Source organism: Streptomyces sp. NPDC059852 (assembly GCF_042731455.1).
Lineage (GTDB): Bacteria > Actinomycetota > Actinomycetes > Streptomycetales > Streptomycetaceae > Streptomyces.
Genome location: NZ_JBHWJK010000001.1, coordinates 319,658 through 341,995, shown reverse-complemented (window position 1 = coordinate 341,995; position 22,338 = coordinate 319,658). Strand labels below are relative to the sequence as shown.

Here is a 22,338-nt window from a genome sequence, read left to right as displayed (position 1 = left end):
TCCCGCACCGCGCGCGCTACTCGGCCTGGAGCACCAGCAGCGCGAGATCGTCCTCCGGCGGGCGCCCGCCGAACTCGTGCACGAGCTTGCGGATGCGCTCCGCGATGAGGTCGGCGTTCAGGCCCGCGCAGCCGGCCAGCGCGGTCGCGAGGCCGTCGCCGTCGTCGAACTGGCGGGAGCCGCTGCGCCGCTCCGTCACCCCGTCCGTCACACAGAGCAGCGTCTCGCCGGAACGCACCTCGAAGGTCTCGCTGGTGTAGGTGGCGTCCTCGAACACCCCGAGCAGCGTCTGCGGCTGGGCGGCGGTGTGGACCTCGCCGTCCGCGCCGAGCAGGAGGGGCAGCGGGTGCCCGGCGGAGGCGAGCGTGCAGCGGACACCGCCGTCGAACGGGGTCAGCTCGCCGTACAGCAGGGACAGGAACCGGGTCTGCGGGCCGTCGCCGGGGGCGATGGGTCCGACGAGGGCGCGGGCGGCGGCGTCGGCGGCCTCGGTGGCGTCGTCGAGGAGGAGCTGGTTGAGGCGGTCGAGGACGTCGGCGACCCGGTAGCCCTCCCGGGCGAGGAGCCGCAGCCAGGGGCGGGCGATGCCGATCACCACGGCCGCCTCGGGCCCCTTGCCCTGGACGTCGCCGATGGCGAAGCACCAGCGGCCGTCGCCGGCCGGGAAGAGGTCGTAGAAGTCGCCGCTCGGGCCGCCCTTGTCGCACGGCTCGTACACCAGCGCGCTGGCCACGCCGGGGATCTCGGCGACGGCTCCGGGCAGCAGTCCGCGCTGGAGCACCCGGCTGATGGTGGCCTGGCGCGCGTACTGGCGGGCCGCGCCGATGGCGAGGGCCACCCTCCGGGCGAGGTCCTCCACGAGCCCGGTGATCTCGTCGGGGAGGCTCGTCACGCCGGCCCGCCCGATGACCAGCGTGCCCAGCGGGCGGCCCCCGGCGACCAGGCGGTACGCGAGCGCGGTGCCCCGTGTGCCGCGCTCGCCGAGCGCCGCTCCCGGCCAGGGGTGGGCGACGGGCCCGGTGCGGTGGTCGTCCGCCGGGAGCGGGGGCTCCTTCTCCAGGACGCGGCGCAGATCCTCGATGTGGTTCTCCGAGGCGTGCCAGACGCGGGCCAGGCGGGGGCCGGTGCCGTCCACCGGGCCGCTCTCGCCGGGGCCGCCGTGTCCCCAGCGCCCGGCGACCTCGTCTGCCAGCCACACCGCGCACCAGTCGGCGAGACGCGGCACGATCAGCTGGCCGGCGAGCGCGGCGACCAGGTTCTCGTCGAGCTGCCCGGCGAGCAGGTCGGACGCCTCGGCGAGGAAGGAGAGGGCGCCCCGGTCGAGCCAGTCCCGCTCCCGCTCCCCGCGGTGGGGGTGCTCCCCCGCCGTATCGGGCGGCGCGGACGGGGGCGGCTCCGGCGCGAGGATCTCGGCGACGCGCAACCCGCCGTCCGGCGCGTGCTCCCTGCCGTGGGGGCGCGGGCCGTCCGCGTTGCCCGCCTGGTCCTCGGGGGGCAGCCGGGCCCACACGGTCTTGGACCCGGTGCGGTAGGTGACGCCCCAGGACTCGGCGAGCCGGGCCACCAGGCGCAGTCCGCGCCCGTGCTCGGTGGCGTCGTACGGGCCTTCCGCCTCCGTGTCGCGCGGGGCGCGCGAGGGGTGGTGGTCCAGCACCTCGACGACCAGGGCACCGGTGTCCGGCTCCAGCCGGCAGGTCAGCCGGACGTCCGTGCCGGCGTGCACGACGGCGTTGGTGACGAGCTCGCTGACGGCCAGCACGGCGTCCTGGATCTGGCGCTCCTGGAGGCGGTCGGCGCCGGGGAGACCGGAGGACGCCCACTCGGTCAGGACGGTCCGCACGAGCGTGCGGGCGGTGGCCGGGGAGAGGGGACTGCCGGGGAGGAGCGCGCGGGTCTCCGCGGGCGTATCCGTGTGCTGCGTGGGCGCGGTGCCGCGCGGGCTTCCGTGCGCGGGCGCACTCGGGGGGTGCGCGGGCGCGTCCTGGGCGCGTGGGGGCGCGTCCTCCGGGTGCGCGGGCGCATCAGAGGCACGGGTGACGGTCTCCCGTTGCACCGGAATGGCCCCCATGGACAGCTCCCCGAGCAGTTCGAACGAATACGCCTCAGCCGACGCCGCCACAGTGACAGACTGGCCGCGCCCATAAGCACCGAGTTACCGAAGTGGGCCGCCATGAGTGAGAACCGTGCTACGCCCGTGCTCGAAGACGGACCGAATGACGACCGAATTCGAGCGGCGGAGCCGCGTCCCCCGCTCGACGCGGCGGCATCCCCGAATGAGGCTTTCCCATGACCGATGAGGCAACGGCCGACGAGCGTGCCGGCATCCTTCTGGTCGACGACATGGAGGACAACCTGATCGCCCTGGAGGCCGTGCTCGCCTCCCTCGACGAGCCTCTCGTCCGGGCGCGGTCGGGTGAGGAGGCGATGGAGGCGCTGTTGCGGCAGCGGTTCGCCCTCGTGCTGCTCGACGTCCGGATGCCGGGCATGGACGGGTTCGAGACCGCCGCGAACATCAAGCGGCTCGACGAGGCCAGGGACGTCCCGATCATCTTCCTGACCGGCGCCGACGACGAGCCCGGCTTCGCGTTCCGCGGGTATGCCACGGGGGCCGCCGACTATCTGACGAAGCCCTTCGACCCGTGGGTGCTGCGGGCCAAGGTCCGCGTGTTCCTGGAGCTGCACCGCAAGAACCAGCAGCTGGCCCGGCTGCTGGCGCGCAGGCCGCCGCGCGGCGCGGAGTTCCTTCTGCGCCTGGACGCCCTGGCACGGGACCTGGACCGGGAGGACCCGCCGGACACCGCGACGCTGCGCGACCGGGTCCGGGAGCTGCGGGAGCTGGCGGACGGACCGCACGGCTCCTGACGCCGGCAGACGTGAGGACCGCGCGGCACGCCGCGCGGTCCTCCACGGGAAGGGTCCGGAGGGGTCAGGCCTCCCGCGTCCCCGCGTACATCTCCTCGATGAGGTCCTTGTACTCGCGCTCCACGACGGGGCGCTTCAGCTTCAGGCTGGGCGTGATCTCGCCGTGCTCCACGTCGAGGTCGCGCGGCAGCAGCCGGAACTTCTTGATCGTCTGCCACTTCTGCAGCCCGGCGTTGAGCTCCCGCACATAGGCGTCGACCATCGCGACGGTCTCCGGAGCGGCCACGATCTCGGCGTACGGCTTGCCGCCGAGCCCGTTCTCCTCGGCCCACGCCTGCAGGGCGATCTCGTCGAGCGCGATCAGCGCCGTGCAGAAGTTCCGGTCGGCGCCGTGCACGAGGATGTTCGAGACGTAGGGGCAGACGGCCTTGAACTGGCCCTCGACCTCGGCGGGCGCGATGTACTTGCCGCCGGACGTCTTGATGAGGTCCTTCTTGCGGTCGGTGATGCGCAGGTAGCCGTCCGGGGACAGCTCGCCGATGTCGCCGGTGTGGAACCAGCCGTCGGCCTCCAGGACCTCGGCGGTCTTCTCGGGCAGCCCGTGGTAGCCCTCCATGATGCCGGGGCCGCGCAGCAGGATCTCGCCGTCGTCGGCGATACGGACCTCGGTGCCGGGCAGCGGCTTGCCGACCGTGCCGGTGCGGTACGCCTCGCCGGGGTTCACGAAGGACGCGGCGGAGGACTCGGTGAGGCCGTAGCCCTCCAGGATGTGGATGCCGGCACCCGCGAAGAAGTAGCCGATCTCCGGGGCGAGCGCGGCGCTGCCCGAGACGCAGGCGCGCAGGTTGCCGCCGAAGGCCTCGCGGATCTTGGCGTACACGAGCGTGTCGGCGACCTTGTGCCTGGTGGCCAGGCCGAACGGCGCGGAGTGGGTGCCCGTGCGCCGGAAGTTGTCCTGGGTGACCTTGGCGTACTCGCGGGCGACACCGGCCGCCCACTGGAAGATCTTGTACTTGGCTCCGCCGCCCGCGCGGGCCTTGGCGGCGACCCCGTTGTAGACCTTCTCGAAGATGCGCGGCACGGCGGCCATGTAGGTCGGCTTCACGACCGGCAGGTTCTCGATGATCTTGTCGACGCGGCCGTCGACGGCGGTGACGTGTCCGACCTCGATCTGGCCGGAGGTGAGCACCTTGCCGAAGACGTGCGCGAGCGGCAGCCACAGGTACTGCACGTCGTCCCCGCCGACCAGACCGGTCGCGGCGATCGCCTTCGCCATGTACGCCCAGTTGTCGTGCGGCAGGCGCACGCCCTTGGGGCGGCCGGTGGTGCCGGAGGTGTAGATCAGGGTGGCGAGCTGGTCCTTGGTGATCGCGCCGACCCGCTGCTTGATCAGGCCGGGCTCCTTCTCCAGCCGGGCCGCGCCGCGGGCCTCCAGCTCGGCGAGGCCGATCACCCAGTCGTCGGTCTCCACACCGGCCGCGTCGATCACGACGACCTGGAGGAGCTGCGGCAGCTCGGCACGCTTCTCGCGCGCCTTGGCGACCTGCGCCGCGTCCTCGGCGATCAGCACCCGGCTCTCGGAGTCGGCGAGGATGAACGCCGACTCCTCGGCGTTGGTCTGCGGGTACACGGTGGTGGTGGCCGCGCCGGCGCACATGATGCCGAGGTCGGCGAGGATCCACTCGATCCGCGTGGAGGACGCGAGCGCCACCCGCTCCTCGGGCTGCACCCCCAGCTCGATGAGGCCGGCCGCGATGGCGTGCACGCGCTCGGCGGCCTGCGCCCAGCTCAGCGACTTCCAGTCGTCCGGGCCCTCCCCGGAGGCGGGCGGTGAAGGATAGCGGTACGCCTCGGCGTCCGGCGTGGCGGCCACGCGCTCCAGAAAGAGGGCCGCCACGCTCGGCGGACGGTTCTCGATCAGTGTCTGTGTGTCGCTCACGACATCCTCCGGGGGCCCCGCGACGGTGCGGCTGGTTCCACGTTCCACTCACGCTTGTTTAACTCGCGAGTAACTATCGAGCAGGCATCAGGTTAAAGGTCGACAGCCCCCCGCGTAAGAGCCTGCGCCCTGTCACTTCCTCCGAATGGTCACGACGCGCACACAGAAGGGCCCGTCGCGCTTTCGCACGACGGACCCCCTGATGCGGCGATTTGCCGGGTCACACTGCGTTACCCGCGGTCACTTCTTGCCCTTGCCCGACCCCGCGCTGTCATCGCTGCTCAGCACCGCGATGAAGGCTTCCTGGGGAACCTCCACGGAACCCACCATCTTCATCCGCTTCTTGCCTTCCTTCTGCTTCTCCAGCAGCTTGCGCTTGCGGGAGATGTCACCGCCGTAGCACTTGGCGAGGACGTCCTTGCGGATGGCGCGAATGGTCTCGCGGGCGATCACCCGGGAGCCGATGGCCGCCTGGACCGGCACCTCGAAGGCCTGCCGCGGGATCAGCTCCTTGAGCTTGGCGACCAGCCGGACCCCGTAGGCGTACGCCTGGTCCCTGTGGGTGATCGCCGAGAAGGCGTCCACCTTGTCGCCGTGCAGCAGGATGTCGACCTTGACCAGGCTGGAGGTCTGCTCGCCGGTGGGCTCGTAGTCCAGCGAGGCGTAACCGCGCGTCTTGGACTTCAGCTGGTCGAAGAAGTCGAAGACGATCTCCGCGAGCGGCAGGGTGTAGCGGATCTCCACCCGGTCCTCGGAGAGGTAGTCCATGCCGAGCAGGGTGCCGCGCCGGGTCTGGCACAGCTCCATGATCGAGCCGATGAACTCGGTCGGCGCGAGGATCGTGGCCCGCACGACCGGCTCGTACACCTCGTTGATCTTGCCCTCGGGGAACTCGCTCGGGTTGGTGACGGTGTGCTCGCTGCCGTCCTCCATCACCACCCGGTAGACCACGTTCGGCGCGGTCGCGATCAGGTCGAGGCCGAACTCGCGCTCCAGCCGCTCCCGGATCACGTCCAGGTGCAGCAGCCCGAGGAAGCCGACGCGGAAGCCGAAGCCGAGGGCGGCCGAGGTCTCCGGCTCGTAGACCAGGGCGGCGTCGTTGAGCTGCAGCTTGTCCAGGGCCTCGCGCAGCTCCGGGTAGTCCGAGCCGTCCAGCGGGTAGAGGCCGGAGAAGACCATGGGCTTGGGGTCCTTGTAGCCCCCGAGCGCCTCGGTGGCCCCCTTCTGCTGGCTGGTGACGGTGTCACCGACCTTGGACTGGCGGACGTCCTTCACACCGGTGATGAGGTAGCCCACCTCACCGACGCCCAGGCCGTCGGCGCCGAGCATCTCTGGCGAGTTCGTCCCGATCTCCAGCAGCTCGTGGGTGGCGCCGGTCGACATCATCCTGATGCGCTCGCGCTTGTTGAGCTGGCCGTCGATGACACGGACGTACGTCACGACACCGCGATAGGAGTCGTAGACCGAGTCGAAGATCATCGCGCGGGCGGGGGCGTCCGCGACGCCGACCGGCGCCGGGATCTCCCTGACCACCTTGTCGAGCAGCGCGTCGACGCCGACGCCGGTCTTGGCGGAGACCCGGAGCACGTCGTCGGGGTCGCAGCCGACCAGGTTGGCGAGCTCCTCGGCGAACTTCTCGGGCTGCGCGGCCGGCAGGTCGATCTTGTTCAGCACGGGGATGATCGTGAGGTCGTTCTCCATCGCCAGGTAGAGGTTGGCGAGGGTCTGCGCCTCGATGCCCTGGGCTGCGTCGACGAGGAGGATGGTCCCCTCGCAGGCGGCGAGCGACCGCGAGACCTCGTAGGTGAAGTCGACGTGCCCCGGGGTGTCGATCATGTTGAGGATGTGCGTGTTGCCGGGTTCGTGGGTGGGAGCCCACGGCAGACGCACCGCCTGGGACTTGATCGTGATGCCGCGCTCGCGCTCGATGTCCATGCGGTCGAGGTACTGAGCACGCATCTGCCGCTGCTCGACCACACCGGTCAGCTGGAGCATCCGGTCGGCGAGCGTGGACTTGCCGTGGTCGATGTGCGCGATGATGCAGAAATTGCGGATCAGAGCCGGGTCGGTACGGCTCGGCTCGGGCACATTGTTAGGGGTCGCGGGCACGCAGGGTCCTGTCTCTTGAGGCGCCTTATGCCTCGGGTCGGATCGATACGTAGGTTCCATGGTCCCATGGGCGGCGACCTGGAGCGGGTTTGGGCCATTCTTCGGCCCACTGGTAGCCTGGGTGGCTGTGTCTCATGCCCTCTCAGCGCGAGGCACACCTTCAAGAAATCACCTGGCACGGGACCGGTCTCCGCTTCGGGAGGCTCCTGGCCCGTGCCTGAACCTGAAAAGGCTCATTCGTGGCGAACATCAAGTCCCAGATCAAGCGGATCAAGACCAACGAGAAGGCCCGGCTGCGCAACAAGGCCGTCAAGTCCTCCCTGAAGACCGCGATCCGCAAGGCCCGCGAGGCCGCTGCCGCGGGTGACGTCGAGAAGGCCACCGAGTACCAGCGCGCTGCCGCGCGTCAGCTCGACAAGGCCGTCTCCAAGGGCGTCATCCACAAGAACCAGGCCGCCAACAAGAAGTCGGCGCTTGCTTCGAAGGTCGCGTCCCTCAAGGGCTGACATCTTCCTGATCTGACCGCCGGAGGGAATCGAGCGGGCCCTCTCTCATCCGCTCCCGTCCGGCACCCCGGATCCGCACGCGGCCTGCGTTCGCCACGCGGGTGCGGATCCAGCAGCTCGGTCCGAAGGCCCCGGCGCCCACCCTTCCCCAGGGCGGGCGGCGGGGCCTTCGGCATGTGCCCTCAGCTCCCTCGGAGCAGGTCAGCTCCAGAAGTCGTCCGCCATGTCGATGTCCGCGACGCACTCGTCGAGGTCGGTGATCTTGTCCCCGACGATCCGGAAGACGATGCATCCGGTCTGGTCGATGTGCTTGCCGCCCCGGTCGGCGGTGAAGTGGTGCGCGGACACGGCGTGCCCGCGCCCGTCGACGAACACGTCCCGCAGTTCCACCCGGAACGATCCGCCGGTCTCCGACCCCAGCCGGCCGTAGTAGTCGAAGATCGCGTCGAGTCCCTTGTGGTCCCCGGAGAGCGCGTGCGAACCGGGCACATGGTGGGTACAGTCCCCGGTCATCATGCCGCGCAGCGTCTCCAGGTCCCCGCGCTGGAACGCCGCGTACCCCTCACGGACGAGAGCCGCGTGCGGATGCTCAGCCATCGTGATCGCCACCTTTCACCGTCCGGCGACAACAGCTGATACGCCCGATTCTCCTCGCCTCGGTGACACCTGTCGTTCGGATCAGGGCGTACCTCGGAGTGGAGGAGCGAGCGGGTGGAGCGTCAGGCGCGGCCCCGGGAACGGGCGGCGCGGGCGATCGTCACGACCGCCTTCTCCAAGGCGTACTCCGGGTCGTCCCCGCCGCCCTTCACGCCGGCGTCGGCCTCGGCGACCGCCCGCAGCGCGAGCGCGACACCGTCGGGTGTCCACCCCCGCATCTGCTGACGCACCCGGTCGATCTTCCAGGGCGGCATGCCCAGCTCACGGGCCAGATCGGCGGGCCGGCCACCACGGGCGGACGACAGCTTGCCGATGGCCCGCACGCCCTGCGCGAGCGCACTGGTGATCAGCACGGGCGCGACCCCGGTCGACAGCGACCAGCGCAGCGCCTCCAGTGCCTCCGCCGCCCGGCCCTCCACGGCCCGGTCGGCGACGGTGAAGCTCGACGCCTCGGCGCGCCCCGTGTAGTAGCGCCCGACGACGGCCTCGTCGATGGTGCCCTCGACGTCCGCGACCAGCTGGCTCACCGCCGACGCCAGCTCCCGCAGATCGCTGCCGATGGAGTCGACCAGGGCCTGGCACGCCTCGGGTGTGGCGGACCTGCCGGTGGCCCGGAACTCCTGCCGGACGAACGCCAGCCGGTCCGCCGGCTTGGTCATCTTCGGGCAGGCCACCTCACGCGCCCCCGCCTTGCGGGCGGCGTCGAGCAGCTTCTTGCCCTTGACCCCACCGGCGTGCAGCAGGACCAGCGTGATCTCCTCGGCGGGAGACGCCAGATACGACGTGACGTCCTTGACGGTGTCCGCCGACAGGTCCTGCGCGTTCCGCACGACGACGACCTTGCGCTCCGCGAACAGCGACGGGCTGGTCAGCTCCGCGAGCGTGCCGGGCTGCACCTGGTCCGCCGTGAGGTCCCGTACGTCCGTGTCGGCGTCGGCGGCCCGCGCGGCGACCACCACCTCCCGCACGGCACGGTCGAGCAGCAGCTCCTCCTGACCCACGGCGAGGGTCACGGGGGCGAGGGGATCGTCGTTCGCACTCTTCCTGGCCATCGCGTACAGCATGGCACGGGGGTACGACAACGCCGGCCGGAACCCGGGGCCGCCTCCCACCCCTGGGGCTTACGGCTCCTCCCGCCAGCCCTCCCACTCCCCCGCGAACGCGTCCAGCTCCCCGGGGTCGAGGCGCTCCCGCTCGTCGCGAAGCACCAGCAGCCACTGCGCGTCCTCGGCGTCGTCCTCCCCGGCCAGGGCGTCCCGCACCAGGTGCGGCTCCTCCTCGATGCCGAACCGCTCCCGCAGCGCCTCGGCGGCCTCCTCGGCCGCGTCGCGGTCGGGCAGCACCAGCACATGTCTCACATCGCTCACGGGCCAATTCTCCGGCACCCGGGGAGGGCCGGGGGCCGGGGCCCCCGGGCTCGTGACCGTGTGGCCGTCACCCGCTCCCGGCGGGCGCGCGGACCACCGGCACCCGGTCCAGGGTGATGCCGAACCGTTCCCGATAGAGCTCCAGCACCTCCTCGTCCGTGCCCAGCTCCCGCTCCTCGCGGCTCCCGTCGGCCGCCGTCTCCTTGAACGTGCGGCCGCTGAGCGTGATCCGTCCTCCCTCCTCCGTGACCCGCGAGCACACCAGCGACTGCGTGAAGTGCGACTGGGGCGAGGTGCTGTGCCACCACGCGCCGGACACGAAGTCCGCCAGCACCCGCGGCCGCCGCTCCAGCCGGTACTCCGGCCTGCCGTCCATGACGACCTCCAGATCGACCGCCTCCGCTCCTCCCGCCGTCGCGTCCCCGCCGCGCGCCCCCGCCGCGTCCGGTCCGGCCTCGGTGATCCGGAACACCCCCGCCGGGTCCACCTGCTCGTCGCGGGCGTAGAGCTCCAGCGGATGGTGGCTGTGCGCCCCGAAGCCCACGTCCGCCAGCCAGGTGCCCCCGTCCGCCGTCCCGACCTTCAGCGCCATGTGGTCGTACGGGATGCCGAGCTTCCCCTCCTTGCCGTGCACGCGCGCCGCCAGCAGCGTCACCTCGAAGCCGAGCGCCCCGAGCAACGCCCCGAACGCGCCGTTGAGTTCGTAGCAGAACCCGCCGCGCCCGGCCCCCACCACCTTGTCCAGCAGCCGCTTCTCCTCCAGGACGATCTCCTCGCCGAGATGGATCGACAGGTTCTCGAAGGGCACGGTGCGCAGATGGCGCAGATGCAGCTCGCGCAGCGCCTCGGAGGTGGGCCGGGCCGGTCGCTCGGCCCCCAGACGGCTCAGGTAGGCATCGATCTCCACGGAATCCATGCCCTCAGTCTCCCGCGACGGCCAGATCCGCACCCTCACCGGTGACCGCAAGCGCCCCGTCCCGGTCCGTGCTCAGCACCACCGCGCCCTGGGCCCGCAACGCCGCGACCGTCCCGGGGGCGGGATGCCCGTACGGGTTGTCCACGCCCGCGGAGATGAGCGCGAGCCGTGGCGCCACCCGGCGCAGCAGCCCCGGATCCTGGTACGCGGAACCGTGGTGGGCCACCTTCAGCACGTCCACCCCGCCCAGCAGAGCCCCGGCCGGCGATCTCAGCAGGGCGCGTTGCGCCGGGGGTTCGAGGTCGCCGAGGAGCAGCAGCCGCAGGCCGGAAGACCGCACGAGCAAGGTGACGCTCGCGTCGTTCGGTCCCTCCGGGACCATCGCCGGCCCCGGTGGCGGCCACACCACTCGCCAGCTCAGGCCGCCGGTGCGGCGCTCCTCCCCGGCGGTGGCCCGCGTCACGGGGACGCCCCGCGCCGCCGCCTCACGCCGGACGAACTCCGCCTGCTCCGCCGGTTCCTGGTGACCCGTCGTCTCGATCGCGCCGACCTGCCGGCCGCGCAGGACGCCGGGCAGGCCCGCCACATGGTCGGCGTGGAAGTGCGTCAGGACGACCAGCGGGATCCGCGTGATGCCGAGGGTGCGCAGGCACCGGTCGGCCAGCACCGGGTCGGGTCCCGCGTCCACGACCACCCCGGTCCCCGCGCCCGCCGCGAGCACCGTCGCGTCGCCCTGCCCGACGTCGCACATCGCGAACCGCCACCCGGGCGGCGGCCACCCCGTGACCACCCGGGTCAGCGGTGGCGGCTGCACCACCGTCAGCACGAGCAGTACCCCGAACGCCCCGCACCACCACGGGTGCCGTATCAGCCGGCGCCCCGCGAGCAGCACGGCCATCGTGGCGAGGGCGAGCAGTGCCGCCCCGGTCCAGCTGCCCGGCCAGTCCACGCCCGCGCCGGGCAGCGCGGCACCGGTCCGGGCGACGTCCGCGATCCACCCGGCGGGCCACCCCGCGCACCAGGCCAGCGCCTTCGCCACCGGCATCGCCCAGGGAGCCATCGCCAGCGCCGCGAACCCCAGCACCGTGGCCGGGGCGATCGCGAACTCCGCGAGCAGGTTGCAGGGCACCGCCACCAGGCTCACCCGGGCCGACAGCACCACCACGACCGGGGCGCACAGCGCCTGCGCGGCGGCAGCGGCGGCCAGCGCCTCGGCCAGCCGCGGCGGGACCCGGCGTCCGCGCAGCGCCGCGCTCCAGCGGGGCGCGAGGGTGAGCAGGGCGCCGGTGGCCAGGACGGAGAGCAGGAAGCCGTAACTGCGGGACAGCCACGGGTCGTACAGCACCAGCAGCAGCACGGCGGTCGCGAGCGCCGGGATCAGCGACCGGCGGCGCCCGGTGGCCAGGGCGAGCAGGGTCACCGCCCCGCAGGCCGCGGCCCGCAGCACACTCGGATCGGGCCGGCACACGACGACGAACCCGAGGGTGAGCGCCCCGCCGAACAGCGCTGTCGTCCGCAGAGGGAGGCCGAGACGGGGTGCGAGCCCCCGGCGCTCGACGCGCTGGGCGAGCCCGGGTGGGCCGACGAGCAGGACGAGGATGATCGTGAGGTTGCTCCCGGACACCGCCAGCGTGTGCGCCAGGTCGGTCTCCTTGAACGCCTGGTCCAGCTCCGGGGTGATCCGCGCGGTGTCCCCCACGACCAGCCCCGGCAGCAGCGCCCGGGCGTCGGCGGGCAGCCCGTCGGTCGCCTCCCGAAGCCCCTCCCGCAACCGCCCCGCCAGCCGCTGGGCCGCCGACGGCTCCTCCACGACCTCCGGCACCGCGGGGTCCCGCACCCGCAGCACGGCCGCGATGTCGCCGCTCTCCGAGGGCGGCACGACCCGGGCCGTCACCCGCACCCGGGTGGAGGGCAGCAGGGCCAGCCAGGGGGACGGACGGTCCCCGGCGGTTCCCCGTGGCGGCGACCCTGTGGAGGAGGAGGTCCGCCGCTCGACGTCGACCACCATCAGGACCGGTGTCCGGGTCACCACGGCCCTGCCGTCCCGCGTCTCCACCCGCCGTACGTCCGCGTCGAACAGCACGGCGGTCGGCGCCGGTGCCGGGCCTCGAACCTTGGGCCGGAACAGCCGGGGATCGGAGGTGATCTCCGCCTCGGCGATCACCGTGGCGTACCGCTCGGCGAGCCCGGGCAGTGGTCCGCGCCGCAGATCGGCTCCATGCAGCCCGGCGGAGAGGGCGGCCGCGGCGACACAGAGCAGGACGGCGGCGACCGTCACACGCGGCCAGCCGGACCGGCAGGGCAGCCCCACCTGCGCCCGGCCCCGCGCCAGGCTCAGTAGGACACCCGCCGCGAGCAGGCACCCGACCGCCGTGCCGGTCACCCACACCGGCGCGACGTCCAGCATCACCGCCGACGTGGCCCAGGCGGCCAGGGCGGGTGGCACCAGCCGTAGATCCGTCGGCCCCTCCTGGCGCGGGTGGGACGCCCCGAGCCGGCTGCCGGCCGCCGCGTGCACGGCGGCACGGGTGCGGCGCGTCTCCTCCTCGGCCTGCCCTCCGCGCGTCTCCCCCTCGGCCCGCCCGCCGTACCCCTCCCCCGTCATGGCCGTACGAGGTTCCGCAGGTCGGCGAAGCGGCGGTCGCCGATGCCGTTCACGTCCCGCAGTTCGTCCACCGAGCGGAAGCCGCCGTGCCGGGTGCGGTGGTCGATGATGTGCTGGGCCAGCACCGGCCCCACCCCCGGCAGCGTGTCGAGCTGCTCCAGCGTGGCCGTGTTGAGCGACACCGGTGCGGTGGGCGCGCCCCCGGGACCGGCGGCGCCGCCCGTCCCCACGGCCGGGGCGGGTCCGGCGGCACCCGGCGGAGCGCCGACGATCACCTGCTCGCCGTCCACGAGGAAGCGGGCCTGGTTCAGCCCGTCCGTGTCCGTGCCGGGCCGCACCCCGCCGGCCGCCCGCAGAGCGTCGGCGACGCGTGAGCCCGCCGGCAGCCGGTGCACACCCGGGTCACGGACCTTGCCGCCGACGTCCACCACGATCTCGGCGCCGGGCGAGCCCGCGACACCCGGACCGGCGGACGTCATCGCGCCGGACTCGGCCGCCCCGCCCCGCGTCTCGTCGGCGTGGGAGGCCGCCGCGCGCACCACCTCGGGCGCCCGCACGGGCTGCACCCGGCCGGACCAGAAGTGCTGCACGGCCAGGGCGGCGGCGAGGGCGAGCAGGGCGACGAGCGCGATCACACTGCGCCGCTCCAGACCGCACCGCGCCTGCACCCACACCGGCATCCGCTCCCGCAGCACCGGCCCCAGCCTCCCCCGCAGCCCTCGCCCGCCGGGGTCACCCGGAGCAGGAGGGCCATCGGGCCCGGCGCCGAGGTCGGAGGCCACCGTGTCCACCACTTCCGGCGGCCCCGTCCCCGACTCCCGCCAATCCCCGCCCCGTTCGGCGAAGATCAGCTCGGCCCGGCGTCGCAGCTCCTGGGCCGAGGCCCGGCGCTGCCCCGCCCTGCCCCGGCCGCCGCCGTGCGCACCGCGCCGATGCCGGACGCGGCCGTCGGAGGCGGGGCCGCGTCCGGGCCCACTGGTGACCCGCGCGGAGCGAACCCGCGGAGATGTACCCGTCGAAGTGCGTGATCGAAGTGCCATGCGACGAGCATCCGGCACTCGTCGCAGCCGCGATGATCTTGCTCAATTTCCGTGGACGGGACGCCGGTTGTGGATATCCACACCACCCCGACGGGTGACCCACCCTCAGGCCCGCGTGCCGGTCACCGCGGCGAGACCACGACCCCCAGCAGACCGGGTCCGGTGTGCGCCCCGATCACCGCGCCGACCTCGCTGACATGCAGGTCGGCCAGTCCCGGCACCCGGGTGCGGAGCCGGTCCGCGAGGGCCGACGCCCGTTCGTGGGCGGCGAGATGGTGCACCGCGATGTCGACCTGGGCGCCGCCCGCCCGGTCGGCGGCGATCTCCTCCAGCCGGGCGATCGCCTTGGACGCCGTCCGCACCTTCTCCAGGAGGTCGATCCGGCCCTCGTCCAGCTGGAGCAGGGGTTTCACCGCGAGCGCGGAGCCCAGCAGCGCCTGTGCGGCGCCGATCCGGCCGCCGCGGCGCAGGTATTCGAGGGTGTCGACGTAGAAGTAGGCGGCGGTCCCCCCGGCCCGTTTCTCGGCGGCGGTGACGGCCTCGTCCACGGTGCCGCCGGCCTCCGCCGTCTCGGCGGCGGCGAGCGCGCTGAAGCCGAGGGCCATGGCGACCATCCCGGTGTCCACCACCCGTACCGGCACGGGCGCCTCGCGCGCCGCGAGCACCGCGGCGTCGTAGGTGCCGGAGAGTTCGGCGGACAGGTGCAGGGAGACGATGGCCGTGGCGCCGGACTCGGCGACCTCGCGGTAGTGCTCGGCGAAGACCTGGGGGCTGGGGCGCGAGGTGGTGACGGGGCGTCGCTTCTGCAACGCCTGGGCGAGGGAACGGGTCGAGATCTCGGTGCCCTCGAGGAGCGCCTGGTCGCCGAGGACCACGGTCAGGGGGACCGCGGTGATGCCGTGCCGCTGCATCGTCCGGGGCGGCAGGTAGGCCGTTGAATCGGTGACGATCGCGACATGGCGGGACATGAGCTGGAGGTTACCTGGCGTAGTGCCCGGGCGGCAGCCCGACCCCGCTCAGCCGGTGCCGTCGTGACCGGAACGGATCGTGCCGCGGGCTCAAGTCGTGCTCTCCGGGCGGGGCTTCTTCTGCCACGGATACGTCGGGCGGGCCGCGGGCGGCGTGATGGCGGGCCTCGTCGGCTCCTCGGCCTGCCGGGTTCGGGGCGTGTCCGGCCAGGTCTGCTCGGGTGCCGCCGCGGAGCCCGTGGCGTGGGCCTGCGGCCACGGGGGCGGCGCGGGGCGCTCGGTGGAGCCCTCCGCCGAGGGATCGGACGCGTCGGTCTGCCAGTGCCGCAGGGCACCGGCCTCCATGTCGATCTGGGCGCTGAGGGAGTCCAGGTCGTCGTCGGCGAAGCGGCGGGCGCGGTCGCGGGCCGCCCAGCGCAGTGAGTCGGCGGAGTGCGTGATGCGCTCGGTGCGTTCGCGCAGGCCGGGCAGCCGGGCGGCGAGCGTGGTGCGGTCCGGTTCGGACTCCAGGCGACGCAGCTCGCCGTCCAGTTCGTGGCCGTGGGCGCTGAGCCGCTGGAAGAGGGCGAGGGACTCCTTGACCGACTCGTCCTCGCCGGCGAGGGCCTCCAGCGCCTCCTGGGTGGCCCGCATGGAGGTGCGCAGGTCGAGGCGGAGCTGGGCGACCTCGCCCGCGGGGCCGGGGCGGCCGAACGCCTTGGCCTTGAGGGTGTGGTCCTCGACGGTGCGGCGGGCCTGGGTGATGTGCCGGTCGGCGCTGCGCTTGGCGGCACCCACGACCTTGACGGTGGCGAACACGCCGAGGGCGACGAAGAGCACGAAGAGCAGGGCGATGACTGCGATCACTGCTTCCACGGGCTCCTCCTCCTACCTGCCGCGACGCGTGTCACGCCGCTTCTCCACGGTAAACGCAACGGGCAGGTCCGGAGTTCCACCGGAACCCCGAACCTGCCCTTAGGGGATCACCCCGACACGTCGCGGCGGCGCTTACGCCGGGACGATGTTCACCAGCTTCGGCGCGCGGACGACGACCTTGCGGATGCCGGCCCCGCCCAGCGCGGCGACGACCTTCTCGTCGGCCAGGGCGGCCTTCTCCAGGTCCTCGTCGGAGATCGACGGCGCGACCTCCAGGCGGGCCTTGACCTTGCCCTTGATCTGGACGACGCAGGTGACGGTGTCGTCCACCAGGTAGGCCGGGTCGGCGACCGGGAAGTCGTGGTGGACGACGGAGTCCTCGTGGCCCAGCTTGCGCCACAGCTCCTCGGCGATGTGCGGCGCCAGCGGCGCCACCATCAGCACCAGGGCCTCGGCGACGGAGCGGGAGACGGCGCCGCCCGCCTTCGTCAGGTGGTTGTTCAGCTCGGTGACCTTGGCGATGGCGGTGTTGAACCGCATGTTCTCCAGGTCCCCGCGCACGCCGTCGATCGCCTTGTGCAGGGCGCGCAGCGTCTCCTCGTCGGGCTCGGCGTCGACGACGGTCACCTCGCCGGTGGTCTCGTCGACGACGTTGCGCCACAGGCGCTGCAGCAGCCGGAACTGACCGACCACCGCGCGCGTGTCCCACGGCCGGGACACGTCCAGCGGACCCATGGCCATCTCGTACAGGCGCAGGGTGTCGGCGCCGTACTCGGCGCAGATCTCGTCCGGAGTGACGGCGTTCTTCAGGGACTTGCCCATCTTGCCCAGCAGCCGGGAGACCTTCTCGCCCTGGTACCAGTAGGCGCCGTCGCGCTCCTCGACCTCGGCGGCCGGTACGGCGATCCCGCGCGCGTCCCGGTAGACGTAGGCCTGGATCATGCCCTGGTTGAACAGCTTGTGGAACGGCTCCGCGGAGGAGACGTGCCCCAGGTCGTACAGGACCTTGGACCAGAAGCGGGCGTACAGCAGGTGCAGCACGGCGTGCTCGGCGCCGCCGACGTACAGGTCGACACCGCCGTGCGGCATGCCCTCACGCGGGCCCATCCAGTACTGCTCGATCTCGGGGTCGACCAGCCGCTCGTCGTTGTGCGGGTCCAGGTAGCGCAGCTCGTACCAGCAGGAGCCGGCCCAGTTGGGCATGGTGTTGGTCTCGCGCCGGTAGCGCTTGGGACCGTCGCCCAGGTCCAGGGTGACGTTGACCCAGTCCTCGTTGCGGGACAGCGGCGTCTCGGGCTGGGTGTCGGCGTCGTCCGGGTCGAAGGTGCGCGGGCTGTAGTCGTCGACCTCGGGCAGCTCCAGCGGCAGCATCGACTCGGGCAGCGGGTGGGCGATGCCGTCCTCGTCGTAGACGATCGGGAAGGGCTCGCCCCAGTAGCGCTGGCGGCTGAACAGCCAGTCGCGCAGCCGGAAGTTGACGGTGCCCTCGCCGTGGCCCTCGGTCTCCAGCCACTCCGTGATGCGTGCCTTGGCCTCGACGACGCCCAGACCGTCCAGGGAGACGCGGTCGCCGGAGGAGTTCACGATCTTCGCGTCGTAGGAGACGAAGGCGTCGTCCCAGGTCGCCGGGTCGGTGCCGCGGCCGTCGGTGGGCTCGACCACGCAGACGACGGGCAGCTCGAAGGCGCGGGCGAACGCGAAGTCGCGCGAGTCGTGGGCCGGGACGGCCATGATCGCGCCGGTGCCGTAGCCCATCAGGACGTAGTCGGCGATGAAGACGGGGACCTTCTCGCCGTTGACCGGGTTGGTCGCGTACGAGCCGGTGAAGACGCCGGTCTTGTCCTTGGCCTCGGCCTGGCGCTCCACGTCGGACTTGGAGGCGGCCTGCGCGCGGTAGGCGGCGACGGCCTCGGCGGGCGTGGCGTGGCCGCCGGTCCACACCTCGTGGGTGCCCTCGGGCCAGGCGTCCGGGGTGAACTTCTCGACCAGCGGGTGCTCGGGCGCCAGCACCATGTAGGTGGCGCCGAACAGGGTGTCGGGGCGCGTGGTGAAGACGGTGATGTTCTCGCCGTCGATCGGGAAGTCGACGCGGGCGCCCTCGGAGCGGCCGATCCAGTTGCGCTGCTGCAGCTTGATCGCCTCGGGCCAGTCCAGGGCGTCCAGGTCGTCCAGCAGCCGGTCGGCGTAGGCGGTGATGCGCATGTTCCACTGGCGCAGCTTGGCCTTGAAGACGGGGAAGTTGCCGCGCTCGGAGCGCCCGTCGGCGGTGACCTCCTCGTTGGCCAGCACGGTGCCCAGGCCGGGGCACCAGTTGACCGGTGCGTCGGAGGCGTAGGCCAGCCGGTACTCGCCCAGGACGTCGGCGCGCTCGGCGGCGCTCAGCTCGCTCCACGCGCGCGTGTGGCCGGGTACGGCCCGCTCACCCGACTCGAACTCGGCGACCAGCTCCGAGATCGGCCGGGCCTTGTTCGCCTCGTCGTCGTACCAGGAGTTGAAGATCTGCAGGAAGATCCACTGGGTCCACTTGTAGTAGTCCGGGTCGATCGTGGCGAACGACCGGCGCTTGTCGTGGCCCAGGCCCAGCCGGCGCAGCTGGATCTGCATGTTCTTGATGTTGGCCTCGGTGGAGACACGCGGGTGCGTGCCCGTCTGCACCGCGTACTGCTCGGCGGGCAGGCCGAAGGCGTCGAAGCCCAGGGTGTGCAGGACGTTGTGCCCGGTCATGCGCTGGAAGCGGGCGAAGACGTCGGTGGCGATGTACCCCAGCGGGTGACCGACGTGCAGGCCGGCCCCGGACGGATAGGGGAACATGTCCATGATGAACTTCTTGGGCCTGGCGACCAGCTCGGGGTCGCCCGCCAGGTCGCCCTTGGGGTTGGGAGCCGCGTACGTGCCCTCGGCGTCCCAGAAGTCCTGCCAGCGTGCCTCGATCTCGGCCGCCAGGGCAGCCGTGTAGCGGTGCGGCGCGGCCACCTCGGCGGCGGCAGCGGGGTTCGTCTCGCTCATGATCCTCAAAGCTCCATCGATCGTCTCTGCCCGCGGCTGCGATTGTCGTGAAACGAAAAATCCCCTCGCACAGGAGGGGACGCCGCGCCGATGCCGACCATCCGAATCGCCCGGTGGTCGGGAGTGATCAGCGCGGCTCGCTAAGCAGAAGGCGTACGGCACGCATGGCGTCAGGGTACCGCAGCGCCGGAGCGGGGAGCGACGGAGTTCCGGCGGGCGCGCGCCTGAACATCCGTGCCCCCGTCTGCGTACCTGAGAGTTGTGAAGACATGGAAAAGCTGAACGATGTTCAATCGTTACCTGGCGTAACAGACGCTAAGGGACATCGGACGCCCCTCGCGGCCCGTAGATAACAACGCAATAACTCAAACGCCGTACCCCCCGGTATGGAGCCACTTAGAGTGCGGCACCGGGACCGCCTTCCCGAACCGCTCGGAGTTGCCCCCATGAACCCTCGTCGTAGTAACAGTTCGCTCCCCCAACCGGGCCGGTCGGCCTACGGGGTGGCGTCGGCCGCCGTTCTGCTGCTCATCCCCCTGGTCGTCCTGCTCGGCGGCAGCTGGCTCCAACAGTTCCTCAACTTCGGTGCCGGCGTCCTGTCGCTCGTGTGTCTCACCTGCTCGGTGATCTGGGGCCTGGTCGCCCAGGACCGGATGATCCTCGACACCCGCCAGCGGATCATCGCCCAGGGCGTCCACCGGGTCACCGCCGTGGCCTCGATCGCCTTCCTGCTGGTGCACATCGGCGTCAAGCTGGCGCTGGACCATGCCGGCCTGATGGCCGCGATCATCCCGTTCAGCCTGGTGTTCTTCGGCGGCGACGAGATCCCGGGCAGCGCCTTCCTGATCGGCCTGGGCTCGCTGGCCGCGCTGCTCATGATCTTCGTCGGCGTCACCGGCGCCCTGCGCAACCGGTTCGCCTCCCCCGCGCCGGTCGCCGCACGCTGGCGCGCGATGCACATGCTGGCCTACCCGGCCTGGTGCGCCGCCCTGATCCACGGCCTGTTCGCCGGGCGCCCCGCGAAGACCTTCTTCATGGTCAGCTACGAGCTGTGCGTGGTCGGCGTCGCCGCCGCCCTCGCGCTGCGCGCCGCCCCGCGCCCGGTCAAGCGCAAGGTCGCCGACCGAATCGCCCAGATCATCGGCAACGAGCCGGGTGTCCGCGAGGGCCTGGAGGAGAGCCGCGCGCGGGCGGCCTCCGGATCGGCGGCACCGGGCTCCGACAGCCCGCGCGCCGAGCGGCGCTCCTCGCGCGGCGAACGCGGCGGACCCCTGCCCGGCATGCCGGCGCAACCCGCGTCGGCCGCCGAGACCACGGGGGGCTTCGCCGCCGCCTACCGTGCCGTCTCCCCGCGCTCCGACGGCCGCCAGGAGCCGTACGGCGCCGACCGGACGGCCCGGATGGACCTGCCGTTCGACACCCAGCCCACCCCCCGCGCCGACGGCGGCACGGGCAGCTGGCCGATCCCCTCCCCGCCGCCGGTCGGCGAGGCGCCCCCCTCGGCCTACGACCCGCTCAACGACACCGGCTTCAACAACATCCCCGCCTACGGCACCCCGGGCGCCCCGTCCTACGCGGGCGGCGCCGCGGGCTACGGGTCGAGTGATGTGTACGACACCTCCGAGACAAACGCCGTCTTCGGTACGTACAACCAGAACGACACGTACAACAACAGCGGTCCCGCCACCCAAACGATGCCCGGTGCCCCCTACGACTTCGACGCACCGGGTCCGGGCGAACCTTGGAACACGCCTTCCGGAGGCTTTAAGTGAACGAGGCCCTGCCCGACGTTCCCGAAGTCCGCGTGGTCGGTCTTCCCCAGCTCACGTCGGGCTTCGACCTTGTGGAACGGCTCGATCTGCCCATGCACCTCAAGGTGCACGGGCCGCTGGAACCGATGGGCGGCGAGCAGCTCGCGAAGCTCGCCGAGAACATCAACCTCAAGGGGCGCGGCGGCGCGGGCTTCCCCTTCCACAAGAAGCTGCGCTCGGTCGCCGAGTCCGCGATCAAGCGCGGGGTGCGGCCGGTCGTCGTCGTCAACGGAAGTGAGGACGAACCGGCCTGCCGCAAGGACACGGTGATGATCAACCGTGCCCCGCACCTGATCCTCGACGGCGCGCTGCTGGTCGCCGAGGCCCTGGGAGCCCGCACGCTCGTGGTGGGGGTCACCCGGGAGTCCACCCAGCGGTCCATGGAGGCCGCGCTCGCCGAACGCGGCCTGAGCAACAGCCGCCGCTCGGCGCTGCGCGCGTTCGTGCAGCGCAACCCGGTGCGCATGGTGACCGGCGCGGCCGCGTCCCTGGTCCGCTCCATCGACGGCGGCCCGGCGATCCCGCCCGGCCGCAAGGTCAGCGCCTCGCAGAACGGCGTCGGCGGCGCACCGACCCTGCTGTCGAACGCCGAGACGTTCGCCCAGCTGGCCATCGCCGCCCGCATCGGCCCGGAGCGCTACGGCAACACCGGCCTGTACGACGAGCCGGGCACCGTGATGCTCACGGTCTCCGGCGCGGTGGCGCGCCCCATGGTCATCGAGGTCCCCACGGGTGTGCCGCTGCGCTACGTGCTCCAGCTCGCCGGGGCCCCGCCGATCCCGCAGGGCGTGCTCACCGGCGGCTACCACGGCAAGTGGATCGACGCGGCGACCGTGAACGAGGCGATCGTCTCGCGCAACTCGCTGGACGCGGTGGGCGGTTCGCTGGGCGCCGGCGCCATTCTGCCGATCAGTCAGGAGACCTGCCCGCTGGGCGAGTCGCTGCGGGTGGCGCAGTGGCTGGCCGAGGAGAGCGCCGGCCAGTGCGGGCCCTGCTACCTCGGTCTGCCGGCCGCGGCGCGCGGCATGGAGGACATCATCAACGGCGGCGGCCCGGCCGCCCTGGAGGCGCTGAAGCAGGTCGCCAAGAACGTGAAGCGGCGCGGTGCCTGCTCGCACCCGGACGGCTCGGCGATGTTCCTCGAGTCGACCATCAAGGCGTTCACGGACGACCTCGCCGCCCATGTCCTCGGCAACGGCTGCGGACGGCCCGTGGAGGGCGTTCTGCCGCTGTTCGAGGGCGGCAGGGCTCCGACGGGCATCCCGGGCGGCGGCGAGGCCGAGGAGGACGGCCCCAGCCGGCAGAAGATCTTCGTCGACTGGACGCTGTGCCGTGGCCACGGCCTGTGCGCGGACATCCTCCCGGAGGTCTTCCAGCTCGGCGCCGACGGCTTCCCGACCGTCGCCCAGGCCAGGGTGCCGCGCTACGCGGAGGCCAAGGCCCTTCGGGCGGTGCGGCGTTGCCCGGCGCTCGCCCTGCGCATCGAGGAGGACACGCGGGCGCAGGACACGTCCCGCTCCAACCTGCCGGTGCTGTCCCAGGGCCGCGAGGGCCGGGGCCGGCGGGCGCTGGGCCGCTGAGGGGCCGTCCACGCGCGCGAGAGGGGCCGTCCGATCCGGGCGGCCCCTTCGTGCGTCCCCGCGCAACGGCACCCGCGCGGCACGCACATGAAAAAGATCCCCCGGGTCTCATCGACC

The 22,338-nt window shown here is 72.5% G+C and carries 16 protein-coding genes; 4 read left to right on the top strand and 12 right to left on the bottom strand.

The window, feature by feature from the left end; genetic code table 11:
* Positions 1-16: 16 nt before the first annotated feature.
* The gene (locus ACFV46_RS01515) at positions 17-2,068 is read right to left on the bottom strand and encodes a SpoIIE family protein phosphatase (protein WP_385496680.1); all 2,052 of its coding nucleotides are present in this window, start codon (positions 2,066-2,068) and stop codon (positions 17-19) included.
* 218 nt (positions 2,069-2,286) lie between these two features.
* Here ACFV46_RS01515 and ACFV46_RS01510 point away from each other — a divergent pair, with 218 nt between their 5' ends.
* Positions 2,287-2,862: a two-component system response regulator gene (locus ACFV46_RS01510; RefSeq protein WP_376726576.1), complete on the top strand. Its 576-nt coding sequence runs from the start codon at positions 2,287-2,289 to the stop codon at positions 2,860-2,862.
* A 64-nt stretch (positions 2,863-2,926) separates the two neighbouring features.
* On the opposite strand, the gene ACFV46_RS01505 is transcribed toward ACFV46_RS01510, so the two are convergent.
* Positions 2,927-4,801 (bottom strand): AMP-dependent synthetase/ligase, encoded by a 1,875-nt coding sequence (locus ACFV46_RS01505; protein WP_385496679.1) that lies wholly within the window; start codon positions 4,799-4,801, stop codon positions 2,927-2,929.
* 240 nt (positions 4,802-5,041) lie between these two features.
* Positions 5,042-6,910, bottom strand: a complete 1,869-nt coding sequence (lepA, locus tag ACFV46_RS01500; RefSeq protein WP_361923866.1) for a translation elongation factor 4 — start codon at positions 6,908-6,910, stop codon at positions 5,042-5,044.
* Between the two features lie 239 nt (positions 6,911-7,149).
* Here lepA and rpsT point away from each other — a divergent pair, with 239 nt between their 5' ends.
* Positions 7,150-7,416 (top strand): 30S ribosomal protein S20, encoded by a 267-nt coding sequence (gene rpsT, locus ACFV46_RS01495; protein WP_015660447.1) that lies wholly within the window; start codon positions 7,150-7,152, stop codon positions 7,414-7,416.
* A gap of 201 nt (positions 7,417-7,617) precedes the next feature.
* On the opposite strand, the gene ACFV46_RS01490 is transcribed toward rpsT, so the two are convergent.
* From ACFV46_RS01490 to leuS, 9 genes are all read right to left on the bottom strand, one after another.
* Complete coding sequence (locus ACFV46_RS01490; protein ID WP_361923868.1) at positions 7,618-8,013, bottom strand: nuclear transport factor 2 family protein; 396 nt, start codon at positions 8,011-8,013, stop codon at positions 7,618-7,620.
* 122 nt (positions 8,014-8,135) lie between these two features.
* Entirely contained in the window at positions 8,136-9,125 is a 990-nt protein-coding gene (gene holA, locus ACFV46_RS01485; protein ID WP_385496678.1) for a DNA polymerase III subunit delta, read from the bottom strand.
* 69 nt (positions 9,126-9,194) lie between these two features.
* Positions 9,195-9,440, bottom strand: a complete 246-nt coding sequence (locus ACFV46_RS01480) for a hypothetical protein (protein ID WP_361923872.1) — start codon at positions 9,438-9,440, stop codon at positions 9,195-9,197.
* Positions 9,441-9,507: 67 nt separating this feature from the next.
* The gene (locus ACFV46_RS01475; RefSeq protein ID WP_385496677.1) at positions 9,508-10,356 is read right to left on the bottom strand and encodes an arylamine N-acetyltransferase; all 849 of its coding nucleotides are present in this window, start codon (positions 10,354-10,356) and stop codon (positions 9,508-9,510) included.
* A 4-nt stretch (positions 10,357-10,360) separates the two neighbouring features.
* Positions 10,361-12,961 (bottom strand): ComEC/Rec2 family competence protein, encoded by a 2,601-nt coding sequence (locus ACFV46_RS01470; protein ID WP_385496676.1) that lies wholly within the window; start codon positions 12,959-12,961, stop codon positions 10,361-10,363.
* Positions 12,958-14,001: a helix-hairpin-helix domain-containing protein gene (locus ACFV46_RS01465; protein WP_385496675.1), complete on the bottom strand. Its 1,044-nt coding sequence runs from the start codon at positions 13,999-14,001 to the stop codon at positions 12,958-12,960. The genes ACFV46_RS01470 and ACFV46_RS01465 overlap by 4 nt, the downstream gene beginning before the upstream one ends.
* A 122-nt stretch (positions 14,002-14,123) precedes the next feature.
* On the bottom strand, positions 14,124-14,969 hold the full coding sequence (locus tag ACFV46_RS01460) for a DegV family protein (protein WP_361923879.1): 846 nt from the start codon (positions 14,967-14,969) through the stop codon (positions 14,124-14,126).
* A 90-nt stretch (positions 14,970-15,059) separates the two neighbouring features.
* The gene (locus tag ACFV46_RS01455; protein WP_361923881.1) at positions 15,060-15,824 is read right to left on the bottom strand and encodes a hypothetical protein; all 765 of its coding nucleotides are present in this window, start codon (positions 15,822-15,824) and stop codon (positions 15,060-15,062) included.
* 132 nt (positions 15,825-15,956) lie between these two features.
* Positions 15,957-18,830 carry a leucine--tRNA ligase gene (gene leuS, locus ACFV46_RS01450; protein ID WP_385496674.1) on the bottom strand — a complete coding sequence of 958 codons (2,874 nt, stop codon included), beginning with the start codon at positions 18,828-18,830 and terminating at the stop codon, positions 15,957-15,959.
* A 446-nt stretch (positions 18,831-19,276) separates the two neighbouring features.
* On the opposite strand from leuS, the gene ACFV46_RS01445 reads away from it, so the two are divergent.
* Together ACFV46_RS01445 and ACFV46_RS01440 are read left to right on the top strand one after the other, a co-directional pair.
* Positions 19,277-20,602, top strand: a complete 1,326-nt coding sequence (locus tag ACFV46_RS01445; protein WP_376726583.1) for a cytochrome b/b6 domain-containing protein — start codon at positions 19,277-19,279, stop codon at positions 20,600-20,602.
* Complete coding sequence (locus tag ACFV46_RS01440; protein WP_361923887.1) at positions 20,599-22,221, top strand: NADH-ubiquinone oxidoreductase-F iron-sulfur binding region domain-containing protein; 1,623 nt, start codon at positions 20,599-20,601, stop codon at positions 22,219-22,221. Before ACFV46_RS01445 ends, ACFV46_RS01440 begins: the two co-directional genes overlap by 4 nt.
* Positions 22,222-22,338 lie beyond the last annotated feature (117 nt).